This is a genomic window from Brevundimonas sp. PAMC22021 (genome assembly GCF_019443405.1).
GTDB lineage: Bacteria > Pseudomonadota > Alphaproteobacteria > Caulobacterales > Caulobacteraceae > Brevundimonas.
This window is the reverse complement of sequence record NZ_CP080376.1, coordinates 912,950-928,396: the sequence shown is the minus strand read 5'-3', so window position 1 is coordinate 928,396 and position 15,447 is coordinate 912,950. Positions and strand designations below refer to the sequence as shown.

19 protein-coding genes and 2 tRNA genes are annotated in these 15,447 nt (G+C 67.9%); 8 read left to right on the top strand and 13 right to left on the bottom strand.

Annotation, left to right across the window (positions count from 1 at the left end):
* Positions 1-3 precede the first annotated feature (3 nt).
* The 7 genes from KY493_RS04530 to KY493_RS04500 form a co-directional block, all read right to left on the bottom strand.
* Entirely contained in the window at positions 4-1,038 is a 1,035-nt protein-coding gene (locus KY493_RS04530; protein WP_219897793.1) for a ribonuclease E/G, read from the bottom strand.
* Complete coding sequence (locus tag KY493_RS04525) at positions 1,035-1,610, bottom strand: nucleoside triphosphate pyrophosphatase (protein ID WP_219897792.1); 576 nt, start codon at positions 1,608-1,610, stop codon at positions 1,035-1,037. The genes KY493_RS04530 and KY493_RS04525 overlap by 4 nt, the downstream gene beginning before the upstream one ends.
* A 13-nt stretch (positions 1,611-1,623) precedes the next feature.
* Complete coding sequence (gene infA, locus KY493_RS04520) at positions 1,624-1,842, bottom strand: translation initiation factor IF-1 (protein ID WP_008261544.1); 219 nt, start codon at positions 1,840-1,842, stop codon at positions 1,624-1,626.
* A 103-nt stretch (positions 1,843-1,945) separates the two neighbouring features.
* Entirely contained in the window at positions 1,946-2,413 is a 468-nt protein-coding gene (locus KY493_RS04515; RefSeq protein WP_219897791.1) for a UPF0262 family protein, read from the bottom strand.
* The gene (locus tag KY493_RS04510) at positions 2,410-2,877 is read right to left on the bottom strand and encodes a DUF2948 family protein (RefSeq protein ID WP_219897790.1); all 468 of its coding nucleotides are present in this window, start codon (positions 2,875-2,877) and stop codon (positions 2,410-2,412) included. The genes KY493_RS04515 and KY493_RS04510 overlap by 4 nt, the downstream gene beginning before the upstream one ends.
* Positions 2,867-4,156: a UDP-N-acetylglucosamine 1-carboxyvinyltransferase gene (gene murA / locus KY493_RS04505; protein ID WP_219897789.1), complete on the bottom strand. Its 1,290-nt coding sequence runs from the start codon at positions 4,154-4,156 to the stop codon at positions 2,867-2,869. The genes KY493_RS04510 and murA overlap by 11 nt, the downstream gene beginning before the upstream one ends.
* Positions 4,157-4,263: 107 nt before the next feature.
* On the bottom strand, positions 4,264-4,458 hold the full coding sequence (locus KY493_RS04500; protein ID WP_219897788.1) for a hypothetical protein: 195 nt from the start codon (positions 4,456-4,458) through the stop codon (positions 4,264-4,266).
* A gap of 98 nt (positions 4,459-4,556) precedes the next feature.
* Here KY493_RS04500 and KY493_RS04495 point away from each other — a divergent pair.
* Positions 4,557-4,631, top strand: a tRNA-Thr gene (locus KY493_RS04495).
* A 98-nt stretch (positions 4,632-4,729) separates the two neighbouring features.
* Here KY493_RS04495 and KY493_RS04490 read toward each other — a convergent pair.
* Positions 4,730-5,464 carry a Crp/Fnr family transcriptional regulator gene (locus tag KY493_RS04490; RefSeq protein ID WP_219897787.1) on the bottom strand — a complete coding sequence of 245 codons (735 nt, stop codon included), beginning with the start codon at positions 5,462-5,464 and terminating at the stop codon, positions 4,730-4,732.
* A 201-nt stretch (positions 5,465-5,665) separates the two neighbouring features.
* Here KY493_RS04490 and crtY point away from each other — a divergent pair, with 201 nt between their 5' ends.
* The 3 genes from crtY to KY493_RS04475 are packed head-to-tail and all read left to right on the top strand — an operon-like array spanning position 5,666 to position 9,265.
* Positions 5,666-6,838, top strand: a complete 1,173-nt coding sequence (gene crtY, locus KY493_RS04485) for a lycopene beta-cyclase CrtY (protein WP_255568031.1) — start codon at positions 5,666-5,668, stop codon at positions 6,836-6,838.
* Positions 6,831-8,333: a phytoene desaturase gene (locus KY493_RS04480; RefSeq protein WP_219897786.1), complete on the top strand. Its 1,503-nt coding sequence runs from the start codon at positions 6,831-6,833 to the stop codon at positions 8,331-8,333. The genes crtY and KY493_RS04480 overlap by 8 nt, the downstream gene beginning before the upstream one ends.
* A gap of 2 nt (positions 8,334-8,335) precedes the next feature.
* The gene (locus KY493_RS04475; RefSeq protein ID WP_219897785.1) at positions 8,336-9,265 is read left to right on the top strand and encodes a phytoene/squalene synthase family protein; all 930 of its coding nucleotides are present in this window, start codon (positions 8,336-8,338) and stop codon (positions 9,263-9,265) included.
* On the opposite strand, the gene KY493_RS04470 is transcribed toward KY493_RS04475, so the two are convergent.
* Positions 9,248-9,748 carry a sterol desaturase family protein gene (locus tag KY493_RS04470; protein WP_219897784.1) on the bottom strand — a complete coding sequence of 167 codons (501 nt, stop codon included), beginning with the start codon at positions 9,746-9,748 and terminating at the stop codon, positions 9,248-9,250. The two genes, KY493_RS04475 and KY493_RS04470, sit on opposite strands and share 18 nt — an antisense overlap.
* A gap of 85 nt (positions 9,749-9,833) precedes the next feature.
* Here KY493_RS04470 and KY493_RS04465 point away from each other — a divergent pair, with 85 nt between their 5' ends.
* Entirely contained in the window at positions 9,834-11,111 is a 1,278-nt protein-coding gene (locus tag KY493_RS04465; protein WP_219897783.1) for a glycosyltransferase, read from the top strand.
* Here KY493_RS04465 and KY493_RS04460 read toward each other — a convergent pair.
* The 4 genes from KY493_RS04460 to lipB are packed head-to-tail and all read right to left on the bottom strand — an operon-like array spanning position 11,090 to position 13,397.
* The gene (locus KY493_RS04460) at positions 11,090-11,521 is read right to left on the bottom strand and encodes a DUF2141 domain-containing protein (RefSeq protein ID WP_219897782.1); all 432 of its coding nucleotides are present in this window, start codon (positions 11,519-11,521) and stop codon (positions 11,090-11,092) included. The genes KY493_RS04465 and KY493_RS04460 overlap by 22 nt on opposite strands.
* Positions 11,522-11,552: 31 nt before the next feature.
* The gene (locus KY493_RS04455) at positions 11,553-12,125 is read right to left on the bottom strand and encodes a hypothetical protein (protein WP_219897781.1); all 573 of its coding nucleotides are present in this window, start codon (positions 12,123-12,125) and stop codon (positions 11,553-11,555) included.
* A gap of 46 nt (positions 12,126-12,171) precedes the next feature.
* Positions 12,172-12,663 carry a peptide-methionine (R)-S-oxide reductase MsrB gene (gene msrB, locus KY493_RS04450; RefSeq protein WP_219897780.1) on the bottom strand — a complete coding sequence of 164 codons (492 nt, stop codon included), beginning with the start codon at positions 12,661-12,663 and terminating at the stop codon, positions 12,172-12,174.
* Between the two features lie 2 nt (positions 12,664-12,665).
* Positions 12,666-13,397: a lipoyl(octanoyl) transferase LipB gene (gene lipB, locus KY493_RS04445; RefSeq protein WP_219897779.1), complete on the bottom strand. Its 732-nt coding sequence runs from the start codon at positions 13,395-13,397 to the stop codon at positions 12,666-12,668.
* Positions 13,398-13,444: 47 nt separating this feature from the next.
* On the opposite strand from lipB, the gene KY493_RS04440 reads away from it, so the two are divergent.
* From KY493_RS04440 to mgtE, 3 genes are all read left to right on the top strand, one after another.
* Positions 13,445-13,726 (top strand): FliM/FliN family flagellar motor switch protein, encoded by a 282-nt coding sequence (locus KY493_RS04440; protein ID WP_219898326.1) that lies wholly within the window; start codon positions 13,445-13,447, stop codon positions 13,724-13,726.
* A 158-nt stretch (positions 13,727-13,884) separates the two neighbouring features.
* Positions 13,885-13,969, top strand: a tRNA-Leu gene (locus KY493_RS04435).
* A gap of 64 nt (positions 13,970-14,033) precedes the next feature.
* The gene (mgtE, locus tag KY493_RS04430; RefSeq protein WP_219897778.1) at positions 14,034-15,437 is read left to right on the top strand and encodes a magnesium transporter; all 1,404 of its coding nucleotides are present in this window, start codon (positions 14,034-14,036) and stop codon (positions 15,435-15,437) included.
* Positions 15,438-15,447 lie beyond the last annotated feature (10 nt).

Here is a 15,447-nt window from a genome sequence, read left to right as displayed (position 1 = left end):
GCGTCAGATCTCCTCGAAGCGAACTTCGCTCGCCGCCAGCCCCGGCTGGGGGACGAGGCCGGCGCGTGGCCCCAGGCGAGCGAGATGATGCTGGGCCACGACCGCGACATCGGGCGCGGCATGGGCGACGATGCGCGGCGCCGCCGTGTTGATCAGCAATCGACGCCGCATCTCTCGAATCAGCGTAATGGCCCGACTTTGAAGCGTCAGGGCGCCGCGACCGTCGCAAAGACGCTCAGCGATTGGTCGGCGTCGCCACGGCAGGGCCAGCTGAACCAGGCCAAAGCGGCTGACCGGCCCGAAGGCGACCGACGGGACGCCCGCAAAGGCTTCCCGCGCCTGCCTCAGCATCGCCTCCCCTTCCCGGCCGTCGCCGATCATGTCGATGACGACAAGGCCGCCAAGCTCTTTCAAAGCCAACAAGCGCGCGGTGTGGCGCAAGCCTTCGCCGTTGGCCGCCGCGCGCGCCGCCGCTCCGTCTCGCCCCGCAGGCGGCCTATGGTCGAAATCGACGGACACCAGAGCCCGCGTGCGCTCGAGGGAGAGATCGAGCCCTCCCGCTTGAAACACGAAGTGTTCGGCCAAGGCCTCTTCTTCAACCTCGACGGCGGCGTCGATCGCCTCAACGCCGCTCAGGATCTCAACGTCGGGTGCGGCTCGAATCAGCAGAGTGCGCACGTCGTGCGCCGGCTGCAGCAGCCTGGGTTCGCCGGTTCCGGACCCAAGGCGACGCAGCGTGACCCCCTTGGCCTCGCGCGGTTCGGCCGTCACGACCACCTCGATCCCCTCCCCCTGATGCAGCCGCAATTTCGGCGGCAGAGGGAGGAAGCCCGGCCTGTCGGTCCCCAGATCGACGAAGGCGCCCTTCAGGCCGGGATTGATCTCGATGATTCGCCCGATGCTCCTCGCCTCCAGCCGGTGACTCGGCTCGTCGTCGTCGCGCTGGATAAGGAGACGTTGGTAGCGGCCGTTTCGCCGGATGACGCCGCGCGTCTCGCCCGGCGTTTCGTCGAGGAAGACCTCGACGTCGTCGGTCATGGCCGCAGACCCGCGCCGCGCAGCAGTTGCACTGTTTCGTACAAAGGCAGCCCCATCACCGCCGGGTGGCTGCCGACGATTCGCTGTACGAAGGCGCCGGCTGGTCCCTGGATGCCGTATCCGCCCGCCTTGCCACGCCAGTCACCGGAGGCGACATAGGCGGCGATCTCATCATCCGACAGCGGCTTGAAGCTGACGCGCGTCTCGTTGACGCGAGAGGCGAGCCGTCCGCCGCGCACAACGCCGACGCCCGTAAAGACGCGATGATTGCGGCCCGACAGGAGCTTCAGGAAGCGGGTCGCCTCCGCCTCATCCGCCGCCTTTTCCAGGAAGCGGCGACCGACGGCGACGACGGTATCAGCGGCGATGACCACGGCGTCGGGCCACCGTTCCGCGACCACGCGGGCCTTGGTCGAGGCCAGCCGTTCGGCCAGACGCGGCGGCGTCTCGCCCTTGAGCGGCGTCTCGTCGATGTCGGCAGGATCGATGTGGTCGGGCGTGATGCCGACCTGCGCCAGCAGTTCGATGCGGCGCGGGCTGGCCGAGGCCAGCACCAGTTCAGGACGGCTCATGCAGAGCCCGTCCTTACTTGAAGCGATAGGTGATGCGACCCTTGGTCAGGTCATAGGGCGTCATTTCGACCAGCACCTTGTCGCCGGCCAGCACGCGGATGCGGTTCTTGCGCATCTTGCCGGCGGTGTGGGCGATGATCTCGTGGTCGTTCTCGAGCGTCACGCGGAAGGTGGCGTTCGGCAGCAGTTCGCTGACGGTGCCGGGAAACTCGAGCAGTTCTTCCTTAGCCATGCGGCCTCTCACGCCCGTTCAATACGGCATCGAGCCCGCGCCGGGCGGGCGCGCGGGCTGAAATGATCGGGCCTCATGCCCGAAAATCAACGGATAGTCGAGGTCAGCCGCGCCGGTAGAGGGCGCAGACCAGGGTGAACAGGCGCCGGGCCGTCTCGTGCTCAAGGACGATCTTGCCCTCCAGACGGTCCTGCAGCGCCTTGGCGCCCTCGTTGTGAAGACCGCGCCTGCCCATATCGACCGATTCGATCTGGCTGGGCGACGATCCGCGCAACGCCTCGTAATAGCTGTCGCAGATAAGAAGATAGTCCTTCAGCACGCCTTTCAAAGGGGTCAGGCTGATGGCGTAGGTGCGCGAGAAGCTGGGGCCGGACACGTCGAACACCAGCCGGTTCAACTGCAGCGACAGATAAAGGTCGAACGGGCCGCCTTCCGCCCCCACCGGCTTGAAGCTGTTGCGTTCGATCAGGTCGAAGATGGCGACGCGGCGCGCGTGCTCGATCTCGTCGGTGGCGGCCGGCAGGGTGGCGGCGTCGAGGGTGACGGAGGCCAGCCGATCCGGCGTGCTCACGCGCCGGCCTCGCCCGGGTGCGTCGGCGCGACCTTGGCGGGCCAGCGTTCGGACACGTCCGCGACCACGGCGTCCAGGCACTCGACATCGACCCGAAGATCGCCGCCGCCCGAGAACATCAGGATCACGCGGCCGCCGGGCGCCTCGCCTGGTTCGAAGTCGAGCGCCAGCAACTCCAGGGACGCATCGGGATTGCGCGGCAGCCGACGGCTCTTCACCGCCTGCACGTCTCCGAACTGCATCGCCGACATCACTCGCGTGCCTCCGCACTCCCAGCAGAAGCGGCTGAAGGCGATGGTCAGCTTGCGGCCCGCCTTCTCCCAGACGATGTCGACCGGGCGCAGGATGGCGTCCTGCAGCGCCGCCGAAATGATCTGCAGGTCCGCCGCATCCTCGGCCAGTAGGCGCAGCGGCTCGACCGGGCCGGATGGCGTGGACGGAGCCGCGTCGATCTCAGTGCTCATCACCGCTTCCCTTGATCCGGCGGATGGTCGCTCCGCAGGCGCCGAGCTTTTCCTCCAAACGCTCGAAACCGCGATCCAGATGATAGACGCGTCCGACGGTCGTCTCCCCTTGGGCGACGAGGCCCGCGATGACCAGGCTGACCGAGGCCCGCAGGTCCGTCGCCATGACCGGTGCGCCTCGCAGTTCGGCCACACCGGTCACCTTGGCCTCGCCCGCCTGGACCGAGATGTCGGCCCCGAGACGCGCCAGTTCAGGCGCATGCATGAAGCGGTTCTCGAAGATGTTTTCGTGAATGGTGCTGACGCCCTCGGCTGTGGTCATCAGGGCCATGAACTGCGCCTGCAGATCGGTGGCGAAGCCGGGATAGACCTCCGTCGCCACGTCCACGGCCTTCAGGCGTTGGCTCGGGTCGCGCTTGATGATCACGCCGTCCTCGGTGGGGGCGATCTCGACGCCAGCCTCGACCATCTTGTCCGTCAGCGACGCGATCAGATCGGCGCGCGCCCGCGTGAGGCGCACCTCGCCTCCGGCCATGGCGGCGGCCACGGCGTAGGAGCCCATCTCGATCCGGTCCGGGATCACCGACCAGGTCGCGCCGTTCAGCGAGGTCACGCCCGTGATCGTCAGGGTGTCGGTATCCACGCCCTCGATCCTGGCCCCCATGGCGATCAGGCAGCGGGCCAGATCACCGATCTCGGGCTCACGCGCCGCACGCTTCAGCACGGTTACGCCATCGGCCAGCACGGCCGCCAGCAGGGTGTGTTCGGTCGCCCCGACGGACACGAACGGAAACTCGATCTCGGCGCCTCTCAATCCTTTCGGCGCCATGGCGGAGACATAGCCCTCCTCCAGTTCGATCGAGGCGCCCAGCTTGGACAAGGCGTCCAGGTGCAGGTCCACGGGACGCGCCCCGATGGTGCAGCCGCCCGGCAAGGACACTCGCGCGTGGCCGGTCCTCGCCAGCAGCGGCCCCAGCACGTTGAACGAGGCGCGCATCTGACGCACCAGGTCATAAGGGGCGAAGGTCGAGCGAATCTCGCGGCCGTCGAACAGCGTCTCCTGCCCGTCCGCGCCGTCGCGCTCTGTCACCTCGACGCCGAACTGGCGCAGCAACTGCCCCAGGAATCGCGTATCCGCCAGACGCGGCATATTGGTCAGCAGAAGCGGCTGATCCGTCAGGATCGAGGCGGCCATCAGCTTGATGGCGGAGTTCTTGGCGCCGCTGACCGGAATCGATCCGTTCAGCTGGGCGCCGCCCTGAATGGCGATGCTGTCCATGACGTCCTTGAGGCGAGCGTTCCGAAGCTGACTGCCGCCTCGGAGCCGGCCTCTCTAGCAAGCCGCCTCGCCGTCGCCAAATCCCGGCCGCGACACGGCGATGACTTTCAGTTGCGGCTGGACGGGGGCGCGGGATCGGTCTTCGGGACCTTCCGGCGTCGCAGATTGTCCCTGAGCGCCTTGGCAAGCCGCGCGGCGCGCTCGGCTTTGGCGCGGTCCGCCGGACTGATCTGGACCGGAGGGTCCGCGACCGGATCAGGCGCGGTTTCCGTCGAAAGCCGGTCGTGAGGGGGCTGGGTCATGGAAGGATGATGAGCCCGGCGGAAAGTTTCGATCAAGACGCGATATGGGCTTCCCACGCCGAAATCGTTTGGCTATACGGCCGCTTCCTCAGATCAGGGCCGCCGTAGCTCAGTGGTAGAGCGCATCCTTGGTAAGGCTGAGGTCGGCAGTTCAATCCTGCCCGGCGGCACCATTATCAAGGGGCCAGGTCACCGACCTGGCCCCTTGGCCAATCCCCTTCATCTCTGATCTGATCCCGCTTGGCATCGCCTTGGCGATGCCTCCGACCCGTTACACGGCTTCGGCGTAAGATCGCGCACTGGCCTCATAGCTCGACAGCGATCGCATCCGGTCGGGGCTGAGCAGCACGGCCTTGCCGTCGCGGATGTCGGCCAGTCCCTCGCGGCGCAGCTGCTGCAGCGTGCGGTTCACGTGTACGAGGCTGAGCCCAAGCATCGAGGCGAGTTGCTCGTTCGTCAGCGGCATGTCGAAGGAGTCCGCCTCCGCCATGCCCACCGCGCCGAGACGATCGTGAATTTCGAGCATCAGGGTCGCCAGCCGCTCGACGGCGGTCTGCTGTCCCAGACGCACGACATGATCCAGGAGGCGCATCTCGTCGTGCCGGGACACCAGCGTCAACGCCTCCCACAAAGCCGGATTGACCGCGCCGCCGGCCGTCATGGTTTCAGCCAGGGGCGAGGCGTCGCAGGTCTGGACCGAGGTCACCGCGACGGTGGAAGACAGGGCCCGCGGCTGTGGGCGCCAGCACAACCCGATCAGGTCGCCGGGTAGAACCAGCGCGAAGACCTGGCGCCGGCCGGTCGGCAGGGCCCTGGTTCGCCATGCCCAGCCCGAGGTCAGCAGACGCGGACCCAGCACTTGGTCTCCCTGCTGCAGCAGCACCGAGCCGGCCGCATGCGGAGCTCCGGGTCTGACAAGGTCGTTTACGAGCCGAGCCTCCGCCTCTCCTAGCGGGCATAGCGCCGATAGCCGGCGCACCAGATTCTCGCTCGTGATTTCTTTCATGCCCGTCTCCAGATGGCGTCGCGTCTAATGGCGGCTGGTCGGGGCAGCTACGAAAGGCCGGCGGCTGTGGATGACGAGAGCCGACGATTATCGCAGCCGCTGTTCCAGACAGGGACGTCGAAGCCGCCCCCGCTTCCCGCCCTGCAAATCGCGCGCAAGGGTCCGCTGGCGGGCGACGACGTTCCGGGCGATAAGGCGCGCGTGAACACGGCCCCTCCCATCGACGTGCTGCTGGTCGGCGCAGGTCTGGCGAACAGCCTGATCGCGATCCGCCTGCGCAGCCTCCGACCGAATCTTCGCATCGTGATGATTGAGGCCCGGCCGGCCGCCGACGACGCCCATACCTGGTGCCTGTTCGAAACCGATCTGGCGGATGCGGACCGCGCCTGGGTGCGGCCGATGCTGGATCATCACTGGGACGGCTATGATGTCGCCTTTCCAGACCTCCGGCGGACCCTGTCGACCGGCTACGGCTGCCTGACCAGTCGCACGCTGGCCCGCGAGGTCGAGCGCCTGCTGGGCGCCGACATGCGTTACGGCTGCACGGTCGCGGCGATGGATGCGACATCGGTGACGTTGGCTGACCAGGAACAGATGGAGGCGTCGCTGGTCATCGACGGAAGGGGCGCTCACCGCTCCGACGCCGTCTCCCTAGCCTGGCAGAAGTTCGTCGGTTTGGAGCTGCGCCTCAGCGCGCAGCATGGCCTTGTCCGTCCCATCGTCATGGACGCCACCGTCCCGCAGCGGGACGGCTATCGCTTCATCTATGTCCTGCCCCTGTCGACCGACACCCTGCTGATTGAGGACACGCGCTACAGCGCAGGCGCCGACCTGGATCAGGACGACCTGTCGGACGAAGTCTTGTCCTATGCGGCGGCTCAGGGCTGGGTGGTTGATTCGGTGCTGCGGCGCGAGAGCGGCGTCCTGCCGATCACCCTCGGCGGCGATCCGGATCGCTACTGGTCCGAGATAGCCGAGCCCACGGCGCGGTCGGGCCTGCGCGCCCTGCTCTTTCATCCGGTGACCGGCTATTCGCTGCCGGAAGCGATCGGCCTGGCGTCGGCGATCGCGGCGGCTCCAGCACTGAGCACGCCGGCGATTGAGACGATGGTGCGAGGCCGGTCGGACGCCCTGTGGCGACGCAATGGCTATCTGCGTCTGCTGAACCGCATGATGTTCAAGGCGGCCGAGCCTGGGGAACGCTACAGAGTGCTGCAACGCTTCTATCATCTGCCGCAGCCACTGGTCGAACGCTTCTACGCAGGGCGTCTCACCTGGGGCGACAGGCTGCGCATCCTCAGCGGCAAGCCGCCCGTTCCTGTTCACAAGGCGCTTGGCGCCGTTCGCCTCAAGGAAGATCGCCCACATGGCTGACGCAGTTGTCATCGGCGCCGGCTTCGGCGGTCTGGCCCTCGCCATTCGGCTGCAGTCGGCGGGGCACCAGGTGACGCTGGTCGAAGCGCGCGATCGCCCCGGCGGCCGGGCCTACGTCTACCAGCAGGACGGCTTCACCTTCGACGCCGGCCCGACGGTCATCACCGACCCCTCCTGCCTGGAGGAACTGTTCGCCCTGTCCGGCCGCAAGCTGTCGGACTACGTCGAACTCCTGCCGATCACGCCCTTCTACCGCCTGCTGTGGGACGACGGCGCGTCGTTCGACTACGTCAACGATCAGGCCGAACTGGATCGCCAGATCGCCTCCATGAACCCGGACGACGTGGACGGTTATCGCCGCTTCCTCGACTATTCGACCGCCGTGTTCGAGGAAGGCTATCTGAAGCTCGGCCACGTGCCCTTCATGACCGTCGGCAGCATGATGCGGGCTGCGCCGCAACTGGTCGGCCTTCAGGCCTGGCGCAGCGTCTATTCGATGGTGTCCACCTTCGTGAAGGACGAGCATCTGCGTCAGGCGCTCAGCTTTCACACCCTGCTGGTGGGCGGCAACCCGTTCTCCGCCTCATCCATCTACGCCCTAATCCATGCGCTGGAGCGCAAATGGGGCGTGTGGTTCCCGCGCGGCGGCACCGGCGCCTTGGTGGACGGCATGGCGCGCCTTTTCAGCGACTTGGGCGGCGTTCTTCGCACCTCGAGCCCGGCAGAGCAGATCCTGGTAGAGAACAATCGCGCAGTGGGCGTGCGCCTGGCCGGAGGCGAGGTGCTGCGCGCCGATCTGGTCGCCTCCAACGGCGATGTGGTTCACACCTACGATCGCCTGCTGGGCGAAAGCGGACGGGGCAAGAAGGCGGCGGCCGGACTCAAGAAGCGTCGCTTCTCCATGTCGCTGTTCGTGGTCTATTTCGGCCTGAAGGCGCCCGCGCCCGCGGACATGAAGCACCACACCATCCTGTTCGGACCGGAATACAAGGCGCTGGTCGATTCAATCTGTGGGGCCAAGCCGCTGCGGGAGGACTTCTCGCTCTATCTGCACGCCCCCAGCGTCACCGATCCCTCGCTCGCGCCGGAGGGCTGCAGCGGCTACTACGTCCTGTCGCCGGTGCCGAACCTGACGCAGGATATCGACTGGGCCGTCGAAGGACCCAAATACGCCGACCGCATCCTGGAGGCGCTGGAACGCCGCGCCATTCCGGGGCTGCGCGACAACCTGGTCACAATGCGGACCTTCACGCCCGCCGACTTCAAGACCGAACTCGGCGCGCATCTGGGCTCGGCCTTCTCCCTGGAGCCGATCCTGACGCAGAGCGCCTATTTCCGCGTCCATAATCGCGACGACGTGCTCGGCAACGTCTACTTCGTCGGCGCCGGGACTCATCCGGGCGCGGGCGTGCCCGGGGTGGTGGGATCGGCCAAGGCCACGGCCTCGGTCATCGCCGAGGACTTCCCGGCCGTCGCTCCGGCCGAGGCCGCCTGACCATGGACCAGATCGTCCAGCAAAGCCGCGAGACGATGGCGCAGGGCTCCGCCAGCTTTCGCGCCGCCACCCGCCTGTTCGACCGGCCGCTGCGTGAAGACGTCTGGGCGCTCTACGCCTGGTGCCGCTATTGCGACGACGAGATCGACGGCCAGGAGCTGGGCCACGGCTTCCAGCCGATGACCCGCGACGAACGGCTGGCGCGGCTGCAACGCCTGCGCGTCCTGACCCGCAAGGCCATGGCCGGCGAGCCGACGGCCGAGCCGCCGTTCCAGGCGCTGGAGCGGGTCGCCTCGCACCACGCGCTCGATAACCAGTGGCCGCAGGAACTGCTGGACGGCTTCGCCATGGACGTGGAGGAGCGCCGCTATCGCACCACCGACGAACTGCTGGAGTACTGCTGGGGCGTCGCCGGTGTCGTGGGCGTGATGATGGCCGCGATCATGGGCGCGACCACGACGCCCGTGCTGCGCCGCGCGCAGGACCTCGGCCTCGCCTTCCAGCTGACCAACATCGTGCGCGACATCATGGAGGACGCCGAGGCCGGCCGCCTCTATGTGCCCGAACAGACGCTGGCTCGCGCCGGCGCGCCGGCGAACCCCGCCGCCCTGACGCAGGCGCGGCGCGAGGCGGTGTTCCAGGCGGCGTTGGAGCTTCTGGACCTTGCGGAGGTCTATTACGCCTCCTCCCGCGCAGGCCTTCGCGCCCTGCCCTTCCGTGCGGCCTTGGCGACAGCGGCGGCTCGGGGCGTCTATCGCGAGATCGGCCGCCGCATCCGCCGCGCCGGTCCCCACGCCTTGGACGCCCGCATGACGGTGCCGCGTCGGATCAAGCTGTTCCTGGTGCTGCGGGGGACGCTGGTGGCGCTATGGAGCCGGATGGAGAAGCTGACGCCCCTGCCGCCACGCCAGCCGCTATGGTCGCGGATCTGATCCGGCGCGCTCGACACGTCGCTGACGCAGCTCCGCCGAGAAACGGCGCACATCGCCGGGCAGCAGGAAGCCGAACGAGACGCCGTCCTCCTTGCCCTTGACCGCATGGTGCATCCGGTGCGCCTGCACCAGCCGCTTGAAGTAGCCCTTGCGCGGCGTGTAGCGGAACGGCCATCGCTGGTGCACCAGGCCGTCGTGCACCAGGGCGTAGAGCGCGCCATAGGCGGTGATCCCAGCCGCCGTCCAGAACATCCATGGCTGGTCCATCGCCGACCCCAGCGCGAACAGGCCGATGGCCATGCCGGCGAAGATCACGGCGAACAGGTCGTTCAACTCGAACGCGCCGTGCCTCGGCTCGTGATGCGAACGATGCAGCACCCACAGCGGCCCGTGCATGACGTAGCGGTGGGTCGCCCAGGCCACCCACTCCATGCCCACGAGCGCGCCCAGAAAACAGGCGGTGTTGATCAGCCATTCCGACATGGCGCCAGCTTACGCCATCCGCGGGCATAAACCGAGCGGCGCCGTTCTTGTTGACGCAGCGGCCGCGAACTGGCGTTGAGGTCGCGTGCGCTTTCTTTTCACCACCTTCGAGGGCGGCGGCCATGTCGCCCCGGCCATCAAGTTCGCCACTCTGCTGCGGGCGCGCGGTCACGAGGTGCTGTTCGTCTCGGATCAGGCGAATCGGATGGCGGCGGAGCGCGCGGGACTGACGTTCAGGACGTGGGGTCGCGCGCCGAATCGCTCGGCCGGCGGGCGCGCCGACGACCCGCTGCAGGATTGGCGACACATCTGGCCGCCCGCCGTGGTCAAGGCGGTGTGCAAGGCGGTCATGACCGGCCCGGCGGAGGCCTATGCGCTGGATGCGCAGGACCTGATCGCCGAATTCCAGCCGGACGTAATGGTTTCCAACGAACTGCTGCTGGGCGTAGCCGCCGCCGCCGAAGCCGCCGCAGCACCGCTCGCCTTCTTGTCGGCCAATGTCTGGAGCCTGCCGACACGCGCCGACGTGCCGCCGTTCGGGCCGGGCTTCGCGCCCGCGCGCACGACCTTTGAACAGCGGCGAGAACAGTCGGCGCGAGGCATGATCGCGGGCTTCTACGACGTGGGGCTCGCCGACCTGAACCGGGCGCGCGCCGCGCTGGGCATACCGCCGCTCGCGCATGTGATGGAACAGCTGAAGGCCGCCGACCTGATCGTGCTGGCCACCAGCGCGGCCTTCGACTTCGGCGAAAGCCCACCGCCCGAGCCGTTCGCCTACTGCGGCCCGCTGCTGGATCAGCCGGCGTGGGTCGAGGACGCCTCGATCGAACACCTCGTCAGCAGAACCGCGCCCAACGTGCTGATTTCCTTCAGCACGACCTTCCAGGATCAGCGCAGGATCATGGCGCGCTGCATCAAGGCGCTGTCGAAGCTGCCGGTGCACGGCATCGTCACCACGGGTCCTGCGGTGCGCCCGAGTGATCTGCCGTCGGCCGCCAACGTCACGGTGGTCGAGAGCGCCCCGCATGATCGGCTGGTCCCAAGATGCGCGGCCGTCATCTCGCACGGCGGCCATGGCACGCTGTTGCGGCCGATCCTGCACGGCGTGCCGGTCGTTTGCGTCCCCATGGGCCGGGATCATCCCGAGAACGCCCGGCGCCTGACAGAGCGCGGCGCGGGCGTGCGCGTGTCCCGCTGGTCGTCCACCACAGCGATCCGCCGAGCCGTGGTGCGCGTGCTACAGAACCCGACCTATGCCGAGGCCGCGCAACGCCTGTCCGCGTCCATCAAGGCGCTGGGAGACGAGAGCGGACCCGCAATTCAGCGCCTGGAAGCCCTGGCTCAGCGCAGGCGCAACGTCTGAACGCTGTCGCCGCGCACCTCAAAGGAGGCGGCCTGCCACGACGCCGGGCCGAAACGCCCCCGAGCATTGTTTGAGAAGCCATACGGCTCGCTCGGCATGCCGATCGGCCAGGTGTTCAGGCGGCCGTCGTTGTTCTTGTCGTGAAAGACCATCAGCCCATAGCGGCCAGGCTGCAGGCCCTCGATGCGAAGACGGCTGTTGGGGCCGGCCGCGACCTTCTGGGTGCGAACGGGACGATCGCGCGCCTTCCAGTCGGCTTCCTTGTCGAAGATAGCGACCACCACCGATCCCTCGGCCGTCAGACCCGGCGTTCGCACGTCCAGGCTGGCGGCGCGCGTTTGAGCTACGGCCGCGCCTGCGCCAACGGCAAGCAAAAGGGCCGCGCAGGCCAGCGAAATGGATCGAGACATGTCAGTACTCCCCCGAGCGTGACCTTTGGAATCAGTCGTTCAGCATCGATTCGAGCCGCTGCTCGCGCCAGGGCTCGTCGCGCCGGTCTCGGCTGTTGCTCCAGTCGAGGCCCACGGCGACGCTGCGACTGCGACCGACGCGCTGGTGATCGTATCCGAAGCCACCGTGGCGGCCATAGCCATAGCCATCGAAGCCGCCATAGCCGTAGCCGTACGGCAGGTTTCGACCCTCGCTATAGGCGACCGTGAGGTCCGCCTGATCGCCGATCGGCATCGTCACGGCCGCGCCGAAGCTGCGGTAGCCGCCCGTGCCGATACCGGCCGAGACGACGCCGTGCATCTTTCGCTCTTCCGGCGCGCCGACCAGATCGTCTTCGGCATAGGGCGCAGCGTCGGAAGAGGCTCGGCTGGCCAGCCAGCGGTTGATCTGCTCGTCGGTGGTCAGGTCGTGCGGCGCCGCGTCCTGGCTGGTCGGGGTGGCGGTGACCACCGGTTCGGGCGCGCTCATGGCGCGAGCCAGGGCGGCGGTGTCGTCGCGCGCGGTGGTCACCACGCCTTCGGGGTCGCCGGCGAGGCTCGCCAATGCCGCAAGAACAAGGATCATGACCGTCTCCTTCGCCGACTATCTACCACAGCGAATACGGCCAACATCAGGCCGTTCCGTCGCCCCGCTGCAGAGGGTCAGGCAGGCTTTCGCCCTCCGCCACGAACTCCAGCGCCACCGAGTTGATGCAATAGCGGTCACCCGTCGGCGGCGGACCATCCGGGAAGACGTGGCCCTGGTGGCTGTCGCAGCGCGCGCAGCGCGTCTCGATCCGCACCATGCCGTAGCTGGTGTCGCGGATCGCCAGCACGTGGTCCTCGTCGACCGGTTCGGTAAAGCTGGGCCAGCCGGTGCCGCTTTCGAACTTGGTGCGGCTGCGAAACAGCGGAAGGCCGCACTCGCGGCAGCAGAAGACGCCGGCGCGCTTTTCGCCCAGCAGCGTGCCGCAGAACGGGGCCTCGGTGCCGTGGGCCAACAAGACCCGCTTCTCCTCGGGGCTGAGGGCCGCCTCCAGCCGCGCGCGCTCGTCGTCGCTCGGCGGCGTCAGGTCATAGCCGGCGGCCGAGCGGGTCTTCGTAGGGGATGCAAGATCGGTCATGGCTATGAAATAGGCATGCCGGGCGGGAGTTCCACCGGCGCCGCCTCACCGAACACGCGCCGGAAGCTGGTCCGCAGCGCCTCGTCCGCCTCGTCCATGGTGGCGGGCACGCCCAGGTCCACCAGGCTGGTGACGCCATGCTCCTGGATGCCGCAGGGCACGATCCCGCCGAAGTGATCCAGCTCCGGCTCCACGTTCAGGCTGATGCCGTGAAAGCTGACCCATTTGCGGACCTTGACGCCGATGGCGGCGATCTTGTCCTCGCGCGACCAGCCGGGGCCCTTGCGCTCGACCCAGACGCCGACGCGGCCCTCGCGCACGTCGGCCTCCACGCCGAACTCGGCCAGCGCGCCGATGATCCACTGCTCAAGCCCGCGTACAAAGGCCCGCACGTCGCGCCCGCGCCGATTCAGGTCCAGCATGACATAGGCCACGCGCTGGCCCGGCCCGTGGTAGGTGAACTGCCCGCCGCGCCCTGTCTGGTGCACCTCGAATCGGTCGGGCTGCAGCAGATCGTCGGGTCGCGCCGACACGCCGGCGGTGTAGAGCGGCGGGTGTTCGATCAGCCACACCCGCTCTCGCGCCTCGCCAGCCGCGATCGCGGCGGCCCGCGCCTCCATCTCGGCCACGGCCTCGGGATAGGGAATGCGACCGGGCGACACGACCCATTCGACGGCCTGCCCGTCGTCACGGTGCAGCTTCAGGAGGTCGGGACTTAACGGCTCGGCAAGCATAAACGCTTCAATGTGGATGGAGGGGCGGCGGCGCAAGGTCGCGCGGCATTCGCCTGTCCTTTCGGAAGACCAGTCTCTTGAGCCAGATCAACGCCGTCGACGTGGAGATTTCCGTCGTGCTGGGCCGCTCGGTCCTGCCGATGAGCCAGCTGCTGCGCATGGGGCGCGGCGCGGTGATCGCCCTGGACGCCTCCGAGCAGGACGAGGTCTGGATCCTGGCCAACAACCATCCAGTCGCGCGCGGCGAGATCGAGATTCGCGACGATCGGATCGCCATCACCGTGACGCGGCCCGCCGACGTCTACGACTTCATGGCGGGCGCGGCCTGATCATCGAGTGACGGGTGACGAGTGGCGAGCGGCGAGGACGTCCTTTTTCCCTCGCTGGTGCGGGCTGGCCAACACCACAACCCCATCCACAAAGGCGCTAGCCACTCGCCACTAGACACCCGCCACTCACTCGTCTATTCGCCGCCGCTCCGATGCGAGCGGTCGTGGCGGAATTGGTAGACGCGCAGCGTTGAGGTCGCTGTGGGGCAACCCGTGGAAGTTCGAGTCTTCTCGACCGCACCATCTGATGGAACAGGATAAGCGTTCGGCTCTACCAGGCTGACATTTTCGAGGGAGGTCCACCGCGATGAGCGACGCCGCAGCCCTCGAACCTCCTGTTGATGTCGAGGAGCACACGGCTCTCGACGAGGACTATGTCCTCACCACCGGCTTTGTTGAAAAGGTCGTGGACGCCGCCGATGATGGCGATGGCATGCGGCTTCGCTCGCTGCTGGAAGACCTGCATCCCGCCGACGTCGCCGACCTGATGGGCTTTCTGACGGCCGAGCATCGGGCGGTGGTCGTGCTGTGGCTGCCGCCGGAACTGCTGGCCGAGACCCTGCCCGAGCTGGACGACGGCATCCGCGAGGAGGTGCTGGAGCGGGTTCCGAACGCCACCCTCGCCGAGGCGCTGCAGGAACTGGATTCGGACGACGCCGCCGCCGTCGTCGAAGACCTGGAGGACGACCAGCGCGAGCGCGTGCTGGCCGCCATGCCCGAGGTCGATCGCGCCGCCATCGAAAGCTCTTTGGGCTACGAGGAGGACTCCGCCGGCCGCCTGATGCAGCGCGAGGTCATGGCCGCGCCGCAGTTCTGGCGCGTCGGCGACACCATCGACCACGTCCGGGCCCAGGGCGAGGACCTGCCCGAGCTCTTCTTCGACGTCTATGTGGTCGATCCGCTGAACAAGCCGGTCGGCGGGGTGGCGATCAGCCGCCTGTTGCGCAGCCCGCGCGACACGAACCTGACGGATCTGATGGAGCCGGTGAACGCCATCGCGGTGGACCAGGACCAGGAAGAAGTCGCCTACATCTTCGAAAAGTACCACCTGATCTCGGCGCCGGTGACGGACGCGGCCGGTCGCCTGGTCGGCCAGATCACCGTCGATGACATCGTCAACATCATCCAGCAGGAGAACCGCGAGGACATCCTGCGCCTGGCCGGCGTCGCCGACGAGGACCGGGGCTCGAGTGTCCTGGAGATCGTACGCGGGCGCGTGCCGTGGCTGACCATCAACCTGGCCACCGCGGTCCTCGGGGCCAGCGTGATCGGCTGGTTCGAGGGCACCATCCAGCAGATCGTGGCCTTGGCCGTGCTGATGCCCATCGTCTCGGCCCTGGGCGGCAACGCCGGCACCCAGGCGCTGACCGTCACGGTGCGGGCGCTGGCGACGCGTGAGCTGAACGCCTCCAATGCGGTGCGCACCTTCTGGCGCGAGCTTCTGGTCGGGTGCGCCAACGGTTTGGTGCTGGCGCCGCTGATCGGCGTCGCGGCTGGATTGTGGGCCGGCGACTGGCGCATGGGCGCGGTGATCGGCGCGGCCATGGTGCTGAACCTCCTGGTCGCCGCGACCGTGGGCGTGTTGACGCCGCTGACGCTTTCGAAGCTGAAGTTCGACCCGGCGGTCTCCTCGGCCGTCTTTGTCACGGCGACGACAGATTTCTTTGGCTTCCTGATCTTCCTGGGCCTGGCCACGGTGGTGCTGCTCTGAGCGGGAACCG

What these genes read in the sequence shown, in the direction of transcription:
- KY493_RS04525 (WP_219897792.1), bottom strand. Translation starts at nt 1,610, where the DNA reads ATGAGCCGTCCTGAACTGGTGCTGGCCTCGGCCAGCCCGCGCCGCATC.
- msrB (WP_219897780.1), bottom strand. Translation starts at nt 12,663, where the DNA reads ATGACCGATCTTGCATCCCCTACGAAGACCCGCTCGGCCGCCGGCTAT.
- KY493_RS04500 (WP_219897788.1), bottom strand. Translation starts at nt 4,458, where the DNA reads ATGACCCAGCCCCCTCACGACCGGCTTTCGACGGAAACCGCGCCTGAT.
- KY493_RS04470 (WP_219897784.1), bottom strand. Translation starts at nt 9,748, where the DNA reads ATGTCGGAATGGCTGATCAACACCGCCTGTTTTCTGGGCGCGCTCGTG.
- mgtE (WP_219897778.1), top strand. Translation starts at nt 14,034, where the DNA reads ATGAGCGACGCCGCAGCCCTCGAACCTCCTGTTGATGTCGAGGAGCAC.
- KY493_RS04460 (WP_219897782.1), bottom strand. Translation starts at nt 11,521, where the DNA reads ATGTCTCGATCCATTTCGCTGGCCTGCGCGGCCCTTTTGCTTGCCGTT.
- lipB (WP_219897779.1), bottom strand. Translation starts at nt 13,397, where the DNA reads ATGCTTGCCGAGCCGTTAAGTCCCGACCTCCTGAAGCTGCACCGTGAC.
- KY493_RS04490 (WP_219897787.1), bottom strand. Translation starts at nt 5,464, where the DNA reads ATGAAAGAAATCACGAGCGAGAATCTGGTGCGCCGGCTATCGGCGCTA.
- infA (WP_008261544.1), bottom strand. Translation starts at nt 1,842, where the DNA reads ATGGCTAAGGAAGAACTGCTCGAGTTTCCCGGCACCGTCAGCGAACTG.
- KY493_RS04455 (WP_219897781.1), bottom strand. Translation starts at nt 12,125, where the DNA reads ATGATCCTTGTTCTTGCGGCATTGGCGAGCCTCGCCGGCGACCCCGAA.
- KY493_RS04530 (WP_219897793.1), bottom strand. Translation starts at nt 1,038, where the DNA reads ATGACCGACGACGTCGAGGTCTTCCTCGACGAAACGCCGGGCGAGACG.
- KY493_RS04475 (WP_219897785.1), top strand. Translation starts at nt 8,336, where the DNA reads ATGGACCAGATCGTCCAGCAAAGCCGCGAGACGATGGCGCAGGGCTCC.
- murA (WP_219897789.1), bottom strand. Translation starts at nt 4,156, where the DNA reads ATGGACAGCATCGCCATTCAGGGCGGCGCCCAGCTGAACGGATCGATT.
- KY493_RS04480 (WP_219897786.1), top strand. Translation starts at nt 6,831, where the DNA reads ATGGCTGACGCAGTTGTCATCGGCGCCGGCTTCGGCGGTCTGGCCCTC.
- KY493_RS04510 (WP_219897790.1), bottom strand. Translation starts at nt 2,877, where the DNA reads ATGAGCACTGAGATCGACGCGGCTCCGTCCACGCCATCCGGCCCGGTC.